This is a genomic window from Candidatus Kapaibacterium sp., assembly GCA_023957315.1.
GTDB lineage: Bacteria > Bacteroidota > Ignavibacteria > Kapaibacteriales > UBA2268 > PGYU01.
Map to the genome: position 1 here is coordinate 171803 of JAMLHE010000006.1, position 19764 is coordinate 191566.

Sequence of the window (19764 nt, forward strand, 5' to 3'; positions counted from 1 at the left end):
TGGATTTTTTAATAAAAGTTTATGTAAAAATAGATTAACGTAGAAAACGAAAATAATTTTGATAAATGGGTCTAATATTTCTTAAATTCAAATCATCAAGAGTATCGAATCTGTATGGTAGTTCAATTTTTCTGTCGTATTTCCATCTTGTGTCTAACTTATCATTGTAGTCTAAACGCAACATTTTGGACATGACATTTGCAATGTTATCTTCCTTCAATCTTAAGAAATCATAAAAAACCTTCGGTACATGATTGATGCCTTCCGGTATATCGAAATTTGGCTTATACAGTTTAAATCCAGGATTGAATATGTTTATATGATGTTTTGAATTCGTCCGGTTTTCCAAGATTTCCTGTTGAAACAGTTCAAAATTTTCTTGAAGACTTTTCAAGGATTCCTGCCACTGGTCTATGGGTTCTGAAGCATCAACCACAAAACGAACATAATCATTTTGGCGCATGATAGAATCCATCATTACGAAATCAATGCAAATAGGAGAGATGTCTGTAATATTTGACGGTAACTCATATTGGCCGGTTGATAAAAGTTTGTCAATCAATTTGAGGATTCGTACGAATTGGTCGTCATCATCGAATTCTAAAAATGTCATCAAACTTAAAATATTCTCGATTCGATTGCTTGAGTAACGAGGAATTTTTTTATAATCATTAATTATTGGCTCCAAATATGCTTGTTGGAATATGGTATCGATAAGTTGCTCCATCCCTGTTGGGAGGATTTCAAATACGGGCTTTGTGTTGTTTGATGCTTTAACAATCAAATCAGTATTAATAACTTTCGGACCTAAGAAATTGAATTTTGTTGAATATTGGTTAAAATCGCTTCGTACTTTATAAGTCTGAAAATGATTGTATTGTAGATTTAGTTCCTCATCAATCATTTCCCCTATTAAGTTGTCTCTCTTGATTTGCTCTACTATTTTACTATGCTTGTCGGTACTTCCGATTACCAAATCTGAATCAACATAATATTTGATTATGTCGCTCAAATCGGGTTTTGATTTCATCTTTCTAAGTGTAGGCAGAAAAGATGAAATCTGTTCTAATCGCTTATTGCGAGTGATATAAATTTTGAAATCTTTATGATAGAAATCGACTCCGTCATAATACAAGTGCGTTTCCGGTATAGAAACTAAGTTCCTGAATTTATATAATTGATTTGGAGAATTTGATTCATCAACCTCGTCATAAGCAAAATATTCGGAAAAAATAATCGAATCAGCCGATGAATAAGCGAGCACATTGCCAAAAGCATCTTTTATCAATTGGTTTGGACTGCCCAAAGAATCATATGAAAATAAGATTTCATGATTATCGAATAGTTTATAAAAAAAGTTGCTTACTTTCAAAGAATCACTGTTCTTAGTCAGAGCGAAGTAATTCGGGGATTGACTTTCGATTGGTATATCAAAATAATGGCTCGTATCTTTGCCAATTGATTTGGATAAGATTCCTTCATTGTTGTAACGGAAAGTGATGAAATCGCCATTCGGTGCCGAGTAACCTATTAATTGGTCTTCGTTATTAAAGAAAAATCTGTATTGCTCATCGCCAACAGCTATAGAGCTGATATTCTCAGATTCATTTGTAAAGATGGTAGCATCGCCAATCTTATGAGGAATATTACTGTTTGAACTGTATTCGTAGTATTTCAATTCTCCATTTTCATTCCTTGATATAATTCTGCCGGTATCATCATGATTGTAAATCGTTGAAATATCTTTAGTAGTAACTTTGGTATATTCCGACCATTCGTTATAAGCTAAAGCAAGTAGCGATGTATCTGTGTCGCTCGAAATTTTCAACAATCTGTCAGCATTGTCGTAGAAGTAATTATATGATTTGTTCAAAATTCCTGAAGAGTAAATGCTTAGATTGGAGAGTCTGTTTTTCGAATCATAATCATATCGAACTTCAAAGCCATAATCGTATTGTATGCGTTTTGGCAAATCACTTTTGGTTTTATGGACAATGATTGTTTGATTAGCTCCAAATCTGACCGTATCAACTATGAAATTTGTTGCTTTGTTAATTTGAATCAAACTCTCGCCATTAACCGATAATGATTTCAAGTTATCGAGATTATCATATTGGTAAGTAACTATATTTTCTTGTCCGCCTGATAGTTTCTTTAAGTGATGCAACCTATCAGCTTTATCATATTCATAAGTTATCAGTTCAATATCGGGACTTGTTCGTGAAATCGTTTCAGTTTGCCCAATGCCAGTGTAAGTATAATCAAATTCGTTATCTGCTTGGTCAAATCGAATTTTCAATCTGTTCCATTCATCATATTCAAAAAAGTTATCAAACCCTGTCGGGAAATCTTTTATAATCAAATTTGAGTTTCCATCATAGAAGTAAGCGTATTTTTTGCCGTCTTTTACGATACTTTGCAAGTTGATTTTCGTATCGTAGAGGAAATCGTATTTCAATGAATTATAATCGAAAAATTCAAGTTCGCCTGATGGTGAAAATTTGGAAGTGATTAAATTTTTGTTTGAGTGACTGATACGTGTCAAGTGGTGGTTTGCATCATAAAAATAATTATAAGTGCCGATTGCCGGAATTGAAACTGAAGTTACATTTTGATTCAAGTTGAAATTTACAGTTGACTGGAGCACATTGTTAACTCGTGTTTCAAACAAACTATTGCTTGAGTTGATAGCAAATTCGACACCATCGCTACTTAATGAACTCGGTTTCAATTGTTTACCGTTGTAGTTGTACACATTCATTGATGAGCTGTTTGTGTAGTTACTTATCCTACCATACTTATCTTCCCGATAGAAATAATTTGTATCACCGTTTTGAGTAGTGCTAATCTTATTGCCAAAATTATCAAATCTCGAATTGATTGTTCGTCCGATTCTGTCAATTTTGCTTACAATTCTATAATAATTATCCAATCTAAATGTGGTAGTATCACCGGTTTTATCGTACATTTTGAAATCATTAGCTTGCTTATTGTATCTGAAATTTAGTAGGTAATCGTTTGGCGAAATTATCGAAGTAAGGTTACCTAACCCATTATATTGAAATTCAAAATTGTTTCCCATCGGTTCAGCAATACTTATGATTTCTCCAACTGAATTGTAGCCGAATTGCAAGGAATCAAATCTATTTACTACAAATGTGATTGGTCGCCTTGCTTTATCATATCGAATCAAAAATTCCGCGTTAGTCCTATCAATAAAACTTGAAATTTCGCCACTATTCATATATAAGAACAGTTCAGAAGTGCCATCGTGAAAGTTTTTTCTTAATATTCTGCCAATTTTATCACGGAAATAGTGGATGGATGTATTATCAAAATCTGTTTTTTGGTTTGGCATTCCTAAGTGATTGTTGCTGAAATTGATTTTGTAATCAGTCATAAAGGTATAGGAATTCACAAACCCGAAATTATCATAAGTCATTCTTGAAAATGGCGTCCCATTCAAATCTACTGAGACAAGTTTTCCGTTCAGATAGTTGGCAGATAAGTCGAAGTCATACATTTGAATGCTCTTAATGCGATTATTTTGATTCGTTATTTTCAATGTATCATTTAATTCATTTACAATTTGTGCCAGATTCAAATCACTGTCATACGAAAAGTACTTTGAGCTGGTTGCATCATAGACTTTCGACAGAAGACCAAAAGGATTATATTCAAAATTTGTTAAAGAGCCTCTTTCAGTTATTGTTTGGATTTTCTGCCCATACTGATTGTAAATATATCGAATGGAATCAGTTCCGGGGAAACTAACTTTAGATATTAAGTCATTTTCATATTGAAAAGCGATCGGTCTATTTTCACTATCAACATAATTTGAAATATCACCATGTACATTATATAATATTGCTGTCGAATTCAAATTTGGGTTAATGATTGAAATCAAATTTCCTATTGGGCTGTAGTTCAAAGAGAATCTGTTATTATCGCCATTTGTATAAGAACTGATTAATAAGCTATTGCTATATGTAAGTCCAAATTTCAACCCATCAGCAAAAATTTCGCTCAATCTCTCAGAATCATCATAATAAATTCTCATCTCGTCGTTTGCGGCATTTGTTGCAGACATCAGCTTATAAAAGTCATTGAAATTATATGTATAATTGAAGTTATTGTAAAAACTGATTGACATACTTCCGGGTGATGTCAGCAATTTATGAGTAGTGCCGTTTTGAGTGATTTGCTTTAATGAACCTATGGCATTGTATTCATAATTTATTTTTTGTAAGTCTTGATTTACAATTTCACTAACTTTACCTAACTGGTTATATGAATAAGTTAGAAGGTTGTGATTGTTTTTTTTGATGTCTGATAGCCTATTCATTTTATCATACGTGAACGCCATTACATTCAGCCCTTTGTCAGTGCTTGACACTTTTCGGAGGGAATTGTATTTATACTGTATGGGTGTGCCATTGTTGATTGATATAGATTTGGCTAATCCATTAAGGTCGTATTCAAAACCAATGTGAAGTTGTCCCGGCTTGTTTAGTGCGATTAGATTTCCAAATAAGTCATAGTTGAAAGTAGCAATAGTTTGTGAATTGCGTATAACATTTTCGAGATTGTTCAAAAAGTTATATTGAAATACATATTGAACATTGGAAGGAGTAACATAGTTAGTCAGGTTGGAAAAGACATCATATTGGAATAGTTTTGTACCATTTGGATTTGAATATGAGATAAGTCTTGATAATTTATCATACAAAAATTTTTCTTGGAATCCTAAGATTGTTCTTTCTGTCATTTCATTATTTAGATTATAAGTCAAGTTCGAAACTAAGTTATTACCAATATATTCTCTTATCAAATTGCCCCTATCGTCGTATTCGTACTTGTATTCAACATTATTGAAGTCGAGCAATGAGCCAAGTTTTCGATTTTTATCAAAGACTAATTGAGCTTGAGTTGATATTGGGGTTTGGAATTTAATTGTATCGAAACTTTTGTAATCGGCAATGAACTCCGGTAAATTACCGATTTTGAATGATTTTGGTCTCCCCGCCGAATCATATAAAAAACTGACGGCGACTCCATCATTAAGTATGACTTTTGATAAATTCGAGCCATTGACATATTCAAACTGTCTTGAACTATTATTTGGGTAAGCAATTTTGGTGAACAAGCCTTTGAAATTGTTCTCGAACATATAAATTATCCGGTCCGGTTGTGTAAATGAGGAAAAATTGCATAGTTGGTCATAGCGGAAATCATAGAGGATATTGTCAGAAAAAAGTATTCGAGTTGGATTTCCTTTAGTATCGTTATCAAATCTTATGCGGACCTCATCAATTTCGAAACTTTTCAATATGCCTTTGCTGTCAAAGCCAAAATCAAAATTTTTATTACCATCTGATATTGCATTTATGATTCCCAGTTCATTTCGGATAAATTTCCATTTATTTGTTTCAGCATCTGTATATTCCAATAGATTTCCAAAAGAATCATACGAGTACAGAGATTGTCTATTCAGAGGATTGATTGACATAGTAAGTAAACCCAAATCGTTGTAGAAAAATCTGCTTGTGGATTCGCCGGGATTTTCAATTGCCGTCAGCTCGTATTTTTCATTATAGCTATGCAACACTGTGGAACCGTTTGATTTCGTAATTCGAGTAGTCCTGAAAAGTGTGTCTGAATCAAATTTGTAAAAGCTGCCATTCGGCAAAATTACTTTAAACGCTCCTTTGGCTCTATTGCTTTCAAAGCTGTATTTTACATTGCTGCCGAGCGTCAAATTTTTCACTGAAAGGTCTGATTCATACTCAACATTGATGCTGTTTCCTGCGGGATAAATTATTTTGCTTAACAAGTTGCAATCATCGTACTCATACCTATAAATCGAAGCATCGGGATAAGTAACTTTTACGAGATTATCTGACTCATCATAGTCATAGCTTATTTCAAGAGTATCACCAAATCTCAGTTTTTTCAGCTTTTCATCAGTATAGCTCAAAGTCAGTTTGTTGCCTGATGGAAATAGAACCTGTGTCAATCTGTTTTGTTCGTACTGCAAATTGATTTCATTTCCGAAATTATCAACTATATTGCTGACATAATGATTATCAGGCTCATTGAAATGGTAATAAACTAGTCCTGTATTTTTTATATCATCGTTTGTAATACTTGAATATGAATACTTACTATTAGAGAGATTGAGCTTACCGGTAGCACCATAAATAGGGTGGAAGCTTGAATCAACTTTTTGGAATAACTCCGTTTTGTCGTCAGAGAGCACTATCATAACATTCTTATTGACATTGTTCGTGCAATATCTTATGTTATACGAAAATTGCCATTTTGCTCCAAATCTTCCGTTGAAAGAGCTAAGACTATTATAGGTGAATTTTGCATTAATCGGAAAGCCAATTTCATTACTTCGGAAATCGGTTCTTGAGTAAAGTAGATTACCAGTTACAGTATTTACCAATAGCTGCACATGCTCTTTGTCAAGTCCCGGAGCAGGGCTTACAAAGTGCTGAAAATGATACTTGCCTCTTGTCATAGAGCCAATCTGAGGGTCCGAAATAATCGAATCACCATGATTAATGCTAAAATCCGATTGCGATATAAGTGCCTTATCCGCATACAGGAAAATTAACAAAATAAATATGGTATTAAACTTCATCATAAATTATAGACACAGACTGCTTTTAAATGTTTCATAATCATAATTTCAAATATAAATATAAAATTTTAGGTGCAAAGCATCGTGACATAATATTTCATAAGAGTAAAAATGAGTTTAAAAGTAATTACTATTGATTTCTGGAACACTTTATTTGATTCCTCAGGCGGCAAACATCGAAATGCACTACGCTACCACACAATAATGGATGAGATTTCTAATCTCGGAACTGCGGTTACAGATGAAGATTTGGATTTGGCTCTAAAAGCATCCTGGGAATTTTTCAACAATATTTGGATTAATCAACAAAGGACACCAAAGCCGGTAGAAACCATTGAATTTTTCTGGAGCTTTTTGAAATTACCATATTCAAAACCTTCAATAGACAAAGTCACACAGGTTTTCTCCGATTCAATATTGAACTATCCACCCAAAATGTTGATAAATGTGAGCGAAGTTTTGCCTATTTTGGCATCGAAATATAAGTTAGGAATTGTTTCCGATACAGGTTTTACACCGGGGACTACACTTCAGAAACTTATGCAAGACAATGGAATACTGCAATATTTCACATCATTCAGCTTTAGTGATGAAACCGGAGTTTCCAAACCACATCCTAAAACTTTTCATAGAGTTTTAGATGAATTTGATGTAAAGGCTTCGGAAGCATTGCACATTGGCGACATCGAAAAAACCGATATTAAGGGTGCCAAAGAATTAGCTATGATGGCAATCAAATTTTCAGGCGACCCAACCACGACACATCGTGATGCAGATAATCTGATAACTATTGCCGATGCGGAGGTTTTTGATTGGATAGACATCCCTCATTGTATCGAATTGCTTGAAAAGAAGAAAGGGTTGCCTGCATAAGACAACCCTTTTTTAAAAAACTCCCAAAATTAAAATTAAGCTCCGAGTTCGCCCTTGATTTGAGCAACCCAAGATTTGATTCTATCTTCGGTTTGGTCTTCTTGGTTGTCTTGGTCAATTCCAAGTCCAAAGAATTTGCCATTTTCTGCCAATCCGGCAGAAGTTGTAAATTCATAGCCGTCAGTGGGCCAATACCCAAAGATTGAACCACCATTTTTGAGAACCGGCTTTCCGAGAATGCCAATAGCATCAAGGAAGTTGTCAGGATAACCGTCTTGGTCGCCAAGACCAACAAATCCAACTTTCTTGCCTGAAAAGTCAAATGATTCAAATTCGCCAAATACAGCATCGAAATCATCTTGCAATTCGCCATCATTCCATGTTGGTACTGCAATAATGAATTGGTCGTATTTTGCCATGTCATCTACTGAAGCGCTTGACATATCATGAACATCAACTTCAAATCCACTTCCTTTCAACTCTTTTTCGAGTATTTCAACAACTGTTTCTGTGTTTCCGGTATTTGTACCGAAAAAAATTCCTATCAACATAATACATCTCCGGTTTGTGAATTAACAAATAATGTTTTTAAAAATTAGTAAAAATCCAATAACAAATATAATTTACGTTACTATAATAGCAAAAAAAAACGCAACCAATTTGGTTGCGTTTTGTAAGTTTTTTTCAACTATTTGGTTTCCAAATCTTTCAGCATTTGATATAAGCCCTTTTTATCGAGAGTTTTGATTGCTTTAGCAGTAGCTTTAATAGTAATCCAGCGCTTTTCTTCGGGTAACCAAATACGCTTTTTCTGAAGATTTGGCAAAAATCTTCTGCGTGTCTTATTATGAGCGTGTGATACGTTATTACCCGATATTGGTTTTGTACCTGTTAATTGACATATTCTTGCCATGACTTATCCCCATTTATGTTGTTTATTATTACCAAAGATTACAAAAATACACAGAAAGTTTAAAATAAAAAAACTATTGTGGATGAAATTTCTTATAAATTTCAAAAATCTTAGAAATGTTATGTTCCCAATCGAAATTCTCCTCTGCAAATTTTCTACCGGCAACCCCCAATCTTCTTGCTTCATCAGGCTTGTCTAAAAGATGTCGGATAGCTGCAACAAAATCGCTTTTGTTATCTGCAATGATGATTCCGTTTTCTTTCGTTCCGGGAATACCCTCAGCAGCTACTGAAGTAGCTATTACAGGTAATTCCATTGCTAAGGCTTCAAGAATTTTAATTCTGATGCCGCTGCCGACAAACAAAGGAGCCACGAAGAATGAGGCTCTATTCATGTATTGGTTAATGTCCTCGACATAGCCTAAAAATTCACTTCGATTTATTGTTCTATTTTCATACTGTTTGGGAGTTCCTTTGCCAATAATGTTAAATTTCACTTCGGGATGTGAACTGACCACTTCAGGCATAACTTCGTCAATCAACCACGTAATTGCATTGACGTTGTGTATCCATCTAAAGTATGCAATGTGAACAAATTCATTGACTTTTCTTTCGATTGTACTGTTTGGTGTGAACTTTTCAAAATCAACTCCCGGATAAATTGTCATGTAATTTCCGCTTGGAGCAATTGATTCAGCCAACTTTTTATCTTCATTCGTAATCGTAAAACACATGTCAAATTGAGGAAACATCTTAGCTTCTTGAGACTTGAGCAATTTTGCTTGTCGAGCTACATAATACTTTTTTGGGTCGAATGGGTTTAAGAATTCACCATAACGTTCCCAAATCCGATGTTCAATATTTTGCAATCGTAAGAAAGCCGGAATTTTCAACAAATTTTTCAAATACAAAGCAAGTGGCGCCATGCTTGAGTGCTCGGCATGAATCACATCATATTGCTTTTCAGAAACGATTTTGCTCAAATTTTCTTTAAGATAATCGTTGATGTGTTTTCTTAAGTAAATCGGGTAAGTGTCTAATAATGATTTGATTATGCGAATTGGAGTATTGCGTGTTGAATATTCAATTACATGAACATCTGCATATTTCTTAAAGTGTTCTAAATGATTTTGAGGGATTGGATTTCGCGAAAAAGTAACAAAAGTGACATCGCATCCTAAGGATTTCAATGTTCTTGTTGTATTGTATATGCTGATTTTGCCACCGTCATCTGCCGGAAATACAAATTGAGGCGATAATTGTAAAACTCTCATTTTTTCTTAAAGTATTTGTTGAATTTGAGAACAAAAAATGATTTGATGTAAATATAAACTTTGCGGGACTCGCTAACTCCAAGAGTGACGTCGTAGTATTTATCTTTGGGAATCGGTGTGAATTCGTCGCGTCTCGTTGATAATATAACAGGTATAATACTCAAGTATCCTTCGATAAAAGCACCAATAGTGACTCGCATTCGAAAAGCATCGAAAAACTGAAGAAATATTATCACTAAAGTTCTGCCAAGAGCATCGAAAAATCTGAAATATTTCCAAGTATATCGTATTATTTGTTTAGTCATTTTTATCCAACGTGTTGGTTTGGCGCGACCTCCCATCGAAGCATAGTGTAATACTCTTATGTTGGGGAAATATCGTACATTGAAATCTTCCAAAATCGCGCGGGCACAAAAATCCATCTCTTCATGACCCCATTCCCAAAAACCACCGATTTTGTCATAAACTCTACGTCTGATAGCTGCTCCAACGCCGATAAAAAAGTTTGCTTTGTAGCCATCCGAAGGCACATTGATTTTATCATGCTCAAAGGGATACCAATTCCATACACCAAAGTTATCGTGAACATTGATGCACTCGCATGATATTATATCAACATTGTCGTGCTTTTGGAAAATTTCAACAACTTTTGCAAATTCATCATCAGTTTCAGGGCTTGAATCATCGTCAGTTCGCCAAATAATATCGCCATCGGACATTTCGATTCCAATGTTTATCCCTTTGATATCAATATTGTCCGGTAATCTGAGGTATTTAATATCGGGGAAGTTTTCTTTCATCATTTGGGTTGTATTGTCTTCGGAAGCATTATCTATGACGATAATTTCCTTGTTCTCGTAAGTTTGAGCCAAAAAGCGATTGATTGAAAACTTCAAATCTTCGCTTCTATTTCGGGTGACAATGACAACACTGATTTTCATTTGCTTTTCGGTTGATTCTTCAAACATTCAAAAGTAGTGAAAATATTTTATATCGTATATTATAACTGAACTTGATTGGAAATGAGTATTCGTCAAATATGCGCTGAGGGACATAAATGAGCAATTTCGCACGATGAGCATTTGGGTCTGCGAGCGATACAAGTGTTGCGTCCGTGATTGATAAAATAATGAGTGAATATCACCCAATGCTCCTTCGGAATTATTTTCATCAGTTCATATTCAATTTTTACTGCATCGGTCGTATTTACAAATCCCAACAAGTTGCTGATTCGGATTACGTGAGTATCAACAACTATTCCCGGAGTATCAAAGCAATGCCCCAAAATTACATTAGCAGTTTTGCGACCAACTCCCGGTAGTTTAAGTAAACTGTCCATAGTTTGAGGAACATCGCCGCCAAAATCTTCGATAATCATCTTGCAAGCGCTGCGAATGTTTCTCGCTTTTGCTTTGTAAAATCCGGTTGAAAAAATATCTTGTTCGAGCTCTTCAACATCAACAATTAAGTAATCAGACGGCATCTTGTACTTTGCAAACAATGATTTTGTGACGATGTTTACTCGCGCATCTGTGCATTGTGCAGATAGGATGGTAGCGACTAAAAGCTCAAATGGGTTTTCGTGTTCTAACTGAATTTTAACATCGGTATATTTCTGCGAAAGGATTGATATTACATCTGCAATTCTTGCTTTCTTGGCTGATAAAGTAGCCGGGAATTTTTGGACAATCATATTGACTTTTTGATATTATTGCAAATGGAATCGGGTGAATTCCGATTATAAATATAAGTCGGGTAAGCAATTTTCGCAATCACTAAACCTTTTTTGACAGCTCTTTCGTAAAATTCAGTATCATCACCATATGTTAGTGCCTTGAACCCACCAAGTTCGATAGCTTTTTCCTTACGAATCACAAAGGTGCCACCAATGATGCAATCCGACAAATGAATCATCTTAGTAGTATCGTTCATGTCCGGAACGAATTTATTTCCTATAATCTTGACACCACCATGTAACAACTCAACATGAGGATTTTGATTCAGCACTTTGTGACGTATGTCGAGATGGTCGTTTCTGTATTCATCGTCCGAATCAAGAAAAGTAACATAAATTCCCGATGATGCTAATATTCCGGCATTTTTTGAAAGGGCTTGACCGCGATTTGAATGAAAAATATACCTGAATCTTGGGTCTGCGTCTAAGTATTTTCTGCAAATATTGAAGGTTTCGTCGGTGCTTCCATCATCAACAATGATACATTCCCAATCAAGTTCCACCTGGTTGAGCAAAGAATCGCAAGCACGATGTAACAATTCTGCTCGGTTGTACGTCGTAACAATGACAGAAAAGTAAGGTATTATATTCTTTCTAACGGCAATATACATCTATGGACATTACTCAATTTTGGACAATCTGTTCAGCAAATTCAATAATTCTAACTTTAGAGCAACTCAAAAGCTTCGAACGCTACCGTGATGAGTTGATTTATTGGAATTCAAAAGTAAATTTAATTTCACGCAAAGACGAAGATAATATTTTTGAACGGCATTTTTTACATAGCTTGGCTATTTTGAAATACGTCAAGATTCGCTCCAAATCAAAATGTCTTGATATTGGAACCGGCGGCGGCTTTCCGGGATTGCCAATCAAAATCGCAAATCCCGAAATCAATATGATGTTGATTGATTCAATCAGGAAAAAGGTCAAACTTACCGAAATGTTCGCTCAACACACAGGATTGAGGAAAATCGAAGTCGCAACAATCCGCGCCGAAGATTTAGCAATCGGGAAAAAAGAATTTATACAATTTGATTTCATAATGGCGAGAGCCGTGAGCAGTATTAAGAATATTGTTGATTGGTCCTACAAATTTCTATCCGATTCCGGACTGTATGTTTTGCTCAAAGGTGGCGATTTGACTGACGAGATTGCCGAACTTAAACAAGCCTACCCTTCGATGAAAGTTCGCGAACATTTGATTGATATGTACGGGTGCGATTCATTCAAAAAAGATGAAAAGAAGATTGTAATCATCGGCAAAAGAAGTCTTGAAATGAATGACAAAGTGCTTCGTCAAAATAAAGAGTAGAATTGAATTTAAGCAGCAAATGAGAAATATAACAAAACTAATAATAATCATGATGATTTTTGTGACGTCCGATGCGGTAGCACAACAAATTTCATCATCTTTTAAAATTGCCAGAGTGAAATATTCCGGTGGTGGGGATTGGTACAATGACCCTGCTTCCGAAATTGAGCTCTTGAAGTACGTTCAGCGTAACACAAATCTGAAGGTTGAACCTGTTTACGAATTTGTGGACTTGAGCACCGATAAAATTTTCGATTACCCATTTTTGTTTCTTACAGGGCACGGCAATGTGAACTTCACAGATAGCGAAGTGCGTCGTTTGAGAGCATATTTGCAAAACGGGGGATTTCTCTACATTGATGATGATTACGGTTTAGACCCTTTCATTCGCAAAGAAATGAAGAAAGTCTTTCCCGACCAAGAATTTGCTGAATTGCCATTTTCACATGGCATATTCCATGCACATTTCAAATTTCCAAATGGAGTGCCAAAAATAAACGAACATGACGGGAAAAAGCCCCAAACTTTTGGGCTATTTTACCGTGGCAGACTTTGTGTAGTATTTACTTACGAAACAAACCCAAGCGATGGTTGGGCACCGCCCGACATCCACAAAACACCTCCCGATAAGCGGGAACTTGCTTTCAAATTTGGTACTAATCTTATAGTATGGGCATTAAGTAATTGAGGAATTATAATGAAAACCGATAGAATAAATTTTTCTGAACTTGTTGATAAAGTGAAATCTGTCAGGCGGCTTGAAAGCAGTGTTTTATTGCTTACAGGATTGTTGAGTACACTGATAGTTGCTTTTGCCGCGTTATTTCTGATTACAGTGATTGAATCAATCGCTCACGGAAGTGTGATGTTCAGAACAGCACTTGTAACGGTCTTTGTGGGATTGACCGCAGCTGCAGCATTTTGGTACTTATTCCCTGCATTGATGAGAGCCTTAGGAATTAGGAATAATCCTACGGAGTACGATATAGCACTTAGAATTGGCGAATATTACCCCCAAGTTAAAGATAATTTGTGCAATGCAATGCAATTGGTGCCTCTCATAGACAATCCGCGTGGTGCATCGCCCGAATTGGCTTTGGCAGCTTATTCTAACGTTTCAAACATTGTAAAAGATTTAGATTTCACAGTAATAATTGATAAAAATAAACTGAAAAGAGCAGGAATATTGTTCTTTGCGATTGCTTCTGTATTCATCGCATCGCTTACAATTTTCAGTACAACATTAGGCGAATCCTTATTCAGAATCTCCAAATTTTCGACATCATTTTTACCTCCGGTGCCATTTACACTTGACATCGAACCAAAAGATGATACGATTTTAAGAAGTCAAGCAGTAGAAATCAAGGTAATTGTAAAAGGGGAGATGCCGGACAAAATCTATTTGAATTTGCGTGAAGATTTGCAATCAAATTTTGACAAAATCGAACTCAAACCCAATGAAAGCGGCGAATACGTCTATGCGATAAATTCATTAAAAAGTTCAATAACATTTTATGGCTCGACTGAATGGTTTAGCGAGGAAATTGTTACTGAAACTGGGAAAATTAGCGTAGTTGATAAACCAATTGTCCGTTCAATCAACGGCAGACTGATTTACCCATCATATACCAATACAGCACCAAGATATTTCGATGAGAAAAATGGTGACCTTTCGGCTTTACTTGGCAGCAGAGTCGAAATATCAGTATTCAGCAGCAAACCTGTTGTCGAAGGCAATATTGTATTTGTAACTGCTAATGTAAGCATGGAAACAGCTGAGGAATCCAATACTAAGCTCGATACTACAAAATATGCTCTTTCAATCTCCGGAACTCAACTCAACTCGTCATTTAGGATAAATCGCTCAGGATATTATTATGTCGAAGTATTTGATGACGCCGGAAATAGCAATGAAGAGCCGATTAATTATTCAGTAATTGCACTGACAGACGAATATCCCAAAATTAACTTAATAGAACCGGAATTTGATGTTCAAGTCAATACTAATGCATTACTACCAATCAAAGTTTTAGTCAGCGATGACTATGGAATTTCGACCTTGAAGCTCTATTATCGTTTGGCTCAATCTCCTTATGCGGCGCCCGACGAGAGATTCACAGCTATTGATATAAGTTTCGTCAAAGACAGATTGGATTTGGAAGTCAATTACATTTGGGATTTGAATCGCCTTGGGATTATGCCCGATGATATTTTCGAATTTTACCTCGAAGTTGCCGATAATGACATTGTAAGCGGACCTAAAAAATCCAAGACACAGACTGTCAGTGTAAGATTGCCATCGCTATCAGAAGTGCAAAAAGATGCTGAATTAGCCCAAGAATATATCGAGAAAAATCTTGAAAAATTGCTAAAAGAGACCTTGGAAATCAAACGCGACCTGGAAGATTTGAATCGTGATTTGGCGAAAAACAAAAATAAAGAACCCGATTGGCAGCAAAAGAAAAAAGCTGAAGATTTGTCCAAACGCCAAAATGAATTGCGTAAAGAAATGAACAAATTGAGTGATGATTTGGAACAAAGCACTCAAAAAATGGAAAATAACAACCTTATTTCTCAAGAAACTCTTGATAAATTCAAAGAACTCCAAAACTTGATGAAACAAGTGGATTCGCCTGAATTGCGTAGAATGCAACAAAAAATGCAAGATGCGATTCAAAACATGGACCAAGATGCTATGAAAAAGGCTATGGAGCAATTCAAATTCGACGAAGAGCAATTCCGTAAAAATATCGAAAGAACTATGAAGATTTTGAAGCGAATCCAAGCTGAACAAAAAACGGATGCCTTGCGGAAAAAAGCCGAAGATTTGGCGGAACGCCAAGAGCAATTGTCGGCGGATACTGAAAAATCTGACCCAAAAAATCAACAAGCCCAAGATGAACTCTCTAAACGTCAAGAAAAATTAGAAAGTGAATTAGACCAACTTGAAAAGGATTTGAATTCGCTTGATGATTTGTTGAGTGAATTGGGCGAGGAGCAACTAAAAGATAATGACCTGCAACAAGCTAAAGAAGACTTGAACGCAGAGGAAACAAAATCGGAGATGGATAAATCGGAAAAATCTCTGAAATCCGGCGATTTCAAAAAATCCCAACCGTCTCAGAAAAAAGCTGCCGAAAATCTCAAAAAGTTTGCCAAGAAGATGGATGAAATGAAAGAGAATATGAAGCAACAAGGAATGGAGCAGGCTATCAAGCAAATGCAAAAATCCTTGGAAGATATGATTGAACTTTCGAAAAATCAACAATCAGTTAGGAATAATACTTCAAGGAGCGATTTCAACTCTACTCAATTGCCAAAGCAAGCCCAACAACAAGCAGAGCTATTCGAATCATTGGCAAACGTTGCAAAAGCAATGGCTGAACTTTCCGAAAAAAGTTTTGCTGTTACTCCTGAAATGGGAATGGATGTAACCAACGCTTTGAGCGAAATGAGAGAAGCAGTAGAAAAAATGGCAGACCGAAACATCAGAGGAGCGAATCAAGCCCAAAACAATGCAATGGGCTCGATGAATAAAGCGGCTTCGCAAATGCAAGATATGGTGCAAGCCATGAAAGACCAACAAAACGGTTCGTGTGATAATCCAGGTGGCGAAGGTGAAGGCGAGGGCGAAGGACAAGGTCAGGGGCAAGGCTCAGGTGGAATGGGAATGTCACAAAAAATGCAAGAGATTGCAGCACAACAACAGGCTCTAAATCAAGCTATGCAAAAAATGATGGAAGGTGGCTCAGGTCAAGGCGGAAGAGAGCAAATGCAAAAACAAGCCGAAATGGGCAGACTTGCCGATAAGCAAGGGCAAGCACAGAAATCACTCGAAGAATTAGCCGAAGAACAAAAGCAATTTGCTCCAAATAAGGAAAAACTCGGTGAATTGAACCGCATTGCTAAGGATATGGAAGAGATTATGAATGACATCAACAGTGGTAATGTCACACCGGAAACCTTGAAAAAGCAGGAACGAATCTTATCCCGTTTGCTTGATGAATCGAAATCAGTTCATGACCGCGATTACGAAAAGCAACGCAAAGCAGATTCCGGTCAAAACATATTTGGCGACAACCCGAATGACCTTGATTTGTCAAGCCAAGAAGGTCGCAAAGAATTGATGAGACAGCTATTGGAACGCAGCAGCAAATCATTTTCCAAAGATTACGAAAACCTGATTCGTGCATATTTCAATAATTTGGAGAAGAATAATCAGTAGGGTTAGACGGAACAAAGACAAGAAAATCACCTCACCCCGACCCTCTCCGAAGGAGAGGGAGTATGAAAAAATAAAATTTTTGTAGGGACAGAACAGCGTTCTGTCCTTTTTGTTTTATGTTTTAAAGATGTGCCACACCTGCCAGGTGTGGCACATCTGAAATCTTGGTTTTTAAGACTTCCGCGTCTTTAATGAACTCAAGTAAATGACTTTACCTATGAAGTAAACTAATATCGCTAATGCCAGATGGGAGTATTTGAAAACATCATCAGTGCTTTCAATCAGAATGATAAAAACTAAAGCGATTGATATTAACACTATCACATCAAACCAACTGAGTTTAAATTTATCCTTAGAGCCCCCAAAGATAAGATTCTTCAACTTAAAGCTATTTTCACTATTTTTCATTTATCACCATATATTTATAAAAATTGATTTTCAATATAAAGTTTATCAAATTTGCACTCATCTTACTTTATAAATATAAACAGAAGAATGCATTGGATTGTCATCAATCAGGTATTCATCAATCAAGTCATCGATATCATTTGATTCGCCGATATCATTTGTAAGAAATGGAATTGGCTTTGTAGTATAAAAATAGTCCCTTTTAAAACCAAATTGAATCAATAAAGGGTAGTAGGTACCGTTGGAGCAATATTTTTCTGAAAGTTCAATGTTCTCCTCAATTAGCGTAGCCTTTCCATCCAATATCTCCCAAACATCGTAGAATCTTTCTCGTTTTGGAGAATCCGCGTCTTTATCTATAGGTTTGGACCAAAATACAAAAATCATGGAATCACTAACAAATTGCACGAAGTCAATCGTAAATATTCGGAAATACATTCCTAACAATTCGTCAAATGCCAGGCTTGGGGAGGTATGATCAATTTCTATATCATTATTTGAAGAATCATTCCAACCCTCTTTTGTGGTACTAATGGTAAAACTATTATTAGATTCAATATTATAAACTTTAATATTATAATCAGTTGGATTTGAAATAGCAAAATGGTCGTTTTTAATGCTTTCGAGTTGTCGCTTAACGTAAGTAAATTGAATATTCTCGGGATTGGCAACCGGAATATACAAATCTGAACCATCAATTAAATTATATTTATAGGCATATGTTTGAGTAGTATCATTTTTATTATTGCTGCTAAATGCGCAGAACGATAACTCAACTGTAGTTTCATCGTCAGAACTAAAATCCATTCTGAACATTGTATTGGGCAATTCAATCATTCGTTTCAAATTCAAACTATATCTGTCAAATATCCACAGATGTTGTAAATCTAAGAAAATATAATCAGAATCATTAACTAAAATGTCAACTATATCTACAATTCCCTTAAATGGTATTGACAACTCGTGTTGGTAGAGTATAGTGTCCTTGAGAACTTGCATTTGATAATGTGTAAATCCATCGGTCGTCCTTTTTACCGGATTTAACCTGAATAAGGTATCCTTCCGAAAATCTAAAGGGTAGATTTTACCACCCCCATAACTTTCTTCAATTATTATTTGCTTAATATCAAAATCATCATAACAATCCATACTCTTGAGAGCATTCGTGAAGAATAAAAGGGATATCGTACAATAAATTGATAAAAGAAGTTTCATTCCTCAGTCCCTATGTTATTACTAATTTTACAAATTTTCAACATCAAATTTCCAGTTTGTATGTTTACGTATTTCTAAATTAATATAACTTTTCAACATTAGCAAATCAGACAACACGATAATTCTCAATTATTCGGGACTAAAAATTTGATGTGTTCGCGTTTTGTTGTTGGCGACTTATAATGCAATCCGACGAGCATTTTATCGCGGTCAATATCTCTGATTTCGAATAAAGTAGAACCATTATGATTGAAAATTGATTTGTTAGTTAGTTCGTCAGGAGAATATCCTGCCGCATATGGGTCATTATCGTCCATTGACACTAAGTAGGCGAGAGTTTCTCTTAACCCGGACGGGTTGTATGCCACATTATCCGAGCCGTAAACGAAAGCTAATGGCTTATTTGTCCCACCAATTTCCAGTTCAATTAAAAATTCATTGCTTGAGTTTATCGAAATATTTTTACTATAAATCAAATGAATTATCATTGAACCCAAGGAATAATCAACAGAATCATATGAAATGTAATGGAATGGGCTAAAAAATTCTTTATGTAAATCCGAACATCCCATAGCTTCTAAACCGGAACCACAGTAGAATGAGAACATGTGAGTATATTTGAGAGAATCAAGGACATCTGCTGAAAAGAAGGCAAAATTATCGTAATGTAAGCGAGTATCTGCTGACTCGCAATCGCCCATATTATTGATGTAAGACTGACTGAATGAGGGTATAGGCATTGAAAAAATAGCAATTAGTGCCGAAATAAAGTACAATTTCATTTTTTGCTCCTGTTTTGTTAAAACTAAAGAATGCAATATATGCACTCTGCAAAATAAAAATAGATTTGCTTATCTGCAAATTTATATTTATTGTAAAAAATCTCGAAGAGATTGAATGTAAATAGCCCCGTATGAAATGCGGGGAAAAGAAATTGCGACATTTTCAACAATCCCGAAGGGATTGAATATCTATAACAAAAGTACATCCTGATATTTGTTTATCGCAAAGCGATTATATATATTTAACCCCTTCAGGGTAAGTCGAGAACGCCTGTACGTCTCACTGTTACAGATATTTAACCCCTTCGGGGTAGAAATTGTTTTGGACAGAACGCTGTTCTGTCCCTACGTGTAAACAAATAAAAAAAAGCCGCCC

General features: G+C 35.6%; 13 protein-coding genes. 4 read left to right on the forward strand and 9 right to left on the reverse strand.

What is annotated here, in order from left to right; all coding sequences use genetic code 11:
- Nucleotides 1-34 precede the first annotated feature (34 nt).
- Nucleotides 35-6652, reverse strand: a complete 6618-nt coding sequence (locus M9949_08380) for a DUF6531 domain-containing protein (protein ID MCO5251421.1) — start codon at nucleotides 6650-6652, stop codon at nucleotides 35-37.
- Between the two features lie 108 nt (nucleotides 6653-6760).
- Here M9949_08380 and M9949_08385 point away from each other — a divergent pair, with 108 nt between their 5' ends.
- Nucleotides 6761-7522, forward strand: a complete 762-nt coding sequence (locus tag M9949_08385) for an HAD family hydrolase (protein ID MCO5251422.1) — start codon at nucleotides 6761-6763, stop codon at nucleotides 7520-7522.
- A 35-nt stretch (nucleotides 7523-7557) separates the two neighbouring features.
- Here M9949_08385 and M9949_08390 read toward each other — a convergent pair whose 3' ends face one another.
- The 6 genes from M9949_08390 to M9949_08415 form a co-directional block, all read right to left on the reverse strand.
- The gene (locus M9949_08390) at nucleotides 7558-8076 is read right to left on the reverse strand and encodes a flavodoxin (protein MCO5251423.1); all 519 of its coding nucleotides are present in this window, start codon (nucleotides 8074-8076) and stop codon (nucleotides 7558-7560) included.
- Nucleotides 8077-8210: 134 nt separating this feature from the next.
- Nucleotides 8211-8435, reverse strand: coding sequence for a 50S ribosomal protein L28 (rpmB, locus tag M9949_08395; protein MCO5251424.1), 225 nt, complete (start codon nucleotides 8433-8435; stop codon nucleotides 8211-8213).
- Between the two features lie 73 nt (nucleotides 8436-8508).
- A complete protein-coding gene (locus M9949_08400) occupies nucleotides 8509-9708 on the reverse strand; it encodes a glycosyltransferase family 4 protein (GenBank protein ID MCO5251425.1) in 1200 nt (399 codons plus the stop codon).
- Nucleotides 9705-10649, reverse strand: coding sequence for a glycosyltransferase (locus tag M9949_08405; GenBank protein MCO5251426.1), 945 nt, complete (start codon nucleotides 10647-10649; stop codon nucleotides 9705-9707). The genes M9949_08400 and M9949_08405 overlap by 4 nt, the downstream gene beginning before the upstream one ends.
- A gap of 92 nt (nucleotides 10650-10741) precedes the next feature.
- Nucleotides 10742-11401: an endonuclease III gene (gene nth / locus M9949_08410; protein ID MCO5251427.1), complete on the reverse strand. Its 660-nt coding sequence runs from the start codon at nucleotides 11399-11401 to the stop codon at nucleotides 10742-10744.
- Nucleotides 11398-12054: a glycosyltransferase family 2 protein gene (locus M9949_08415; protein ID MCO5251428.1), complete on the reverse strand. Its 657-nt coding sequence runs from the start codon at nucleotides 12052-12054 to the stop codon at nucleotides 11398-11400. Before M9949_08415 ends, nth begins: the two co-directional genes overlap by 4 nt.
- A 2-nt stretch (nucleotides 12055-12056) precedes the next feature.
- On the opposite strand from M9949_08415, the gene rsmG reads away from it, so the two are divergent.
- The 3 genes from rsmG to M9949_08430 are packed head-to-tail and all read left to right on the forward strand — an operon-like array spanning nucleotide 12057 to nucleotide 16983.
- Nucleotides 12057-12758 carry a 16S rRNA (guanine(527)-N(7))-methyltransferase RsmG gene (gene rsmG, locus M9949_08420; protein ID MCO5251429.1) on the forward strand — a complete coding sequence of 234 codons (702 nt, stop codon included), beginning with the start codon at nucleotides 12057-12059 and terminating at the stop codon, nucleotides 12756-12758.
- A 19-nt stretch (nucleotides 12759-12777) separates the two neighbouring features.
- On the forward strand, nucleotides 12778-13446 hold the full coding sequence (locus tag M9949_08425) for a DUF4159 domain-containing protein (GenBank protein ID MCO5251430.1): 669 nt from the start codon (nucleotides 12778-12780) through the stop codon (nucleotides 13444-13446).
- A gap of 9 nt (nucleotides 13447-13455) precedes the next feature.
- A complete protein-coding gene (locus tag M9949_08430; protein MCO5251431.1) occupies nucleotides 13456-16983 on the forward strand; it encodes a hypothetical protein in 3528 nt (1175 codons plus the stop codon).
- Between the two features lie 465 nt (nucleotides 16984-17448).
- On the opposite strand, the gene M9949_08435 is transcribed toward M9949_08430, so the two are convergent.
- Nucleotides 17449-18606 carry a hypothetical protein gene (locus tag M9949_08435; GenBank protein ID MCO5251432.1) on the reverse strand — a complete coding sequence of 386 codons (1158 nt, stop codon included), beginning with the start codon at nucleotides 18604-18606 and terminating at the stop codon, nucleotides 17449-17451.
- 125 nt (nucleotides 18607-18731) lie between these two features.
- A complete protein-coding gene (locus M9949_08440; GenBank protein ID MCO5251433.1) occupies nucleotides 18732-19388 on the reverse strand; it encodes a hypothetical protein in 657 nt (218 codons plus the stop codon).
- Nucleotides 19389-19764 lie beyond the last annotated feature (376 nt).

Excerpts from the sequence above, each read along its gene's own strand:
- M9949_08385 (MCO5251422.1), top strand. The coding sequence starts at position 6,761 with ATGAGTTTAAAAGTAATTACTATTGATTTCTGGAACACTTTATTTGAT.
- rsmG (MCO5251429.1), top strand. The coding sequence starts at position 12,057 with ATGGACATTACTCAATTTTGGACAATCTGTTCAGCAAATTCAATAATT.
- M9949_08425 (MCO5251430.1), top strand. The coding sequence starts at position 12,778 with ATGAGAAATATAACAAAACTAATAATAATCATGATGATTTTTGTGACG.
- M9949_08430 (MCO5251431.1), top strand. The coding sequence starts at position 13,456 with ATGAAAACCGATAGAATAAATTTTTCTGAACTTGTTGATAAAGTGAAA.
- M9949_08440 (MCO5251433.1), bottom strand. The coding sequence starts at position 19,388 with ATGAAATTGTACTTTATTTCGGCACTAATTGCTATTTTTTCAATGCCT.
- M9949_08400 (MCO5251425.1), bottom strand. The coding sequence starts at position 9,708 with ATGAGAGTTTTACAATTATCGCCTCAATTTGTATTTCCGGCAGATGAC.
- rpmB (MCO5251424.1), bottom strand. The coding sequence starts at position 8,435 with ATGGCAAGAATATGTCAATTAACAGGTACAAAACCAATATCGGGTAAT.
- M9949_08435 (MCO5251432.1), bottom strand. The coding sequence starts at position 18,606 with ATGAAACTTCTTTTATCAATTTATTGTACGATATCCCTTTTATTCTTC.
- nth (MCO5251427.1), bottom strand. The coding sequence starts at position 11,401 with ATGATTGTCCAAAAATTCCCGGCTACTTTATCAGCCAAGAAAGCAAGA.
- M9949_08415 (MCO5251428.1), bottom strand. The coding sequence starts at position 12,054 with ATGTATATTGCCGTTAGAAAGAATATAATACCTTACTTTTCTGTCATT.
- M9949_08380 (MCO5251421.1), bottom strand. The coding sequence starts at position 6,652 with ATGATGAAGTTTAATACCATATTTATTTTGTTAATTTTCCTGTATGCG.
- M9949_08405 (MCO5251426.1), bottom strand. The coding sequence starts at position 10,649 with ATGAAAATCAGTGTTGTCATTGTCACCCGAAATAGAAGCGAAGATTTG.